Annotated in this window: 2 protein-coding genes; both read left to right on the top strand. The window is 35.1% G+C overall.

What is annotated here, in order from left to right; translation table 11 throughout:
* Positions 1–699 (top strand): TreTu family toxin (locus CHU92_RS15650; protein WP_449403973.1); only part of this gene is annotated, 699 nt, incomplete at its 5' end.
* 1 nt (position 700) lies between these two features.
* Positions 701–985, top strand: coding sequence for a hypothetical protein (locus tag CHU92_RS00190; RefSeq protein WP_094411421.1), 285 nt, complete (start codon positions 701–703; stop codon positions 983–985).
* Positions 986–1,136: the final 151 nt, after the last annotated feature.

Genomic DNA, 1,136 nt, shown 5'->3' with positions numbered 1-1,136 from the left:
GATGGTAACTATGGGTTCAGCTCTCAATTGGATAATGGCGGATCGGGAGGTAGTGATGGTGACCCGCCTAATAAAAGGAAAAGAGGCTATAAACCTTCTGGAATAAGTGAAGAGGAATCTTTACGAGAAATAATAGATATTGATGGAAAAAAATATCACAAAAATACTGGAAATATATTTGCTGAAATAGGAAATAAAATCAATAGCTTTTTTGGAGGTGATGATGATTACTTCGTAGAGCATAAACCTTATAATCCAGCTGAAGAAAATGCAATACGTGAAACAATAAATACTGGCGCTTCTTTTATTGTAGGAGGAATTGTTGTTAAGGGTCTTGGAAAAGTGGGAGGAGCCCTTCTTTCTAAAATAGCACCAAAAGTCGGAATGACAACTGTTGGAAGGTGGATGTCATTAGCGGAGTATGAAACTATGCAAACTACAGGACAAATGGTTGAAGGCGCAGGAGGGCAAACTTTTGTATCAACATCAGGTCCCAATTCTTTTTCGGCAGCCGTAAAAGGCTCTGTGTATGCAGAATTTCAAGTACCAACAAATAGCTTACTAAAAGGTGGTGCTGAGGGTTGGTTTAAAACTATTGGCCCCAACGCTGGAAAAGCAATGCAAACTCAATTAGTTAAGCAAGGTGGGCAACAGTTACCAAAAATTCAAAATCTTTCGCCAATATTAAAAGTTAAATAAAATGGAAATTAAAAATGCATTATGGTTTAAAACTTATATTGAGTCAAATCTCCAAAATTATGAAACTCAATACCGATCATTTAAAGATGGTGATTTTGGTAGTCTGTCACAAGTTGAATTTAACTCTAATGAAAAAGGGGGAAATATTGATTTTTGGGGGTTGGGATATTTAGGAATATATCTTTGGGATTATATTAAAGAGGAAGAAGTGATAAATGTATTAATTAGCCCCGAGCAACAAGAAGAAAAAGAAAAACAAATTTCAATTTTACTACAATTATTATAGACTCTATGCAAAGTTGAATATGTTATAAAGAAAAAAATTATACATTACTAGTATTCTATTGCTAGGGTCGTATGTCTATAAATAAGTTACTCGAGCATTACTAATACGTGTACCAGTACAAAGACCACCTGGGCAATGTGCGGCTGAGCTA

Source organism: Flavobacterium cyanobacteriorum (assembly GCF_002251835.1).
Lineage (GTDB): Bacteria > Bacteroidota > Bacteroidia > Flavobacteriales > Flavobacteriaceae > Flavobacterium > Flavobacterium cyanobacteriorum.
Note: the sequence above shows the minus strand (reverse complement) of the source record. Positions and strands in the feature narration are given on the sequence as shown.

Excerpts from the sequence above, each read along its gene's own strand:
- CHU92_RS00190 (WP_094411421.1), top strand. The coding sequence starts at position 701 with ATGGAAATTAAAAATGCATTATGGTTTAAAACTTATATTGAGTCAAAT.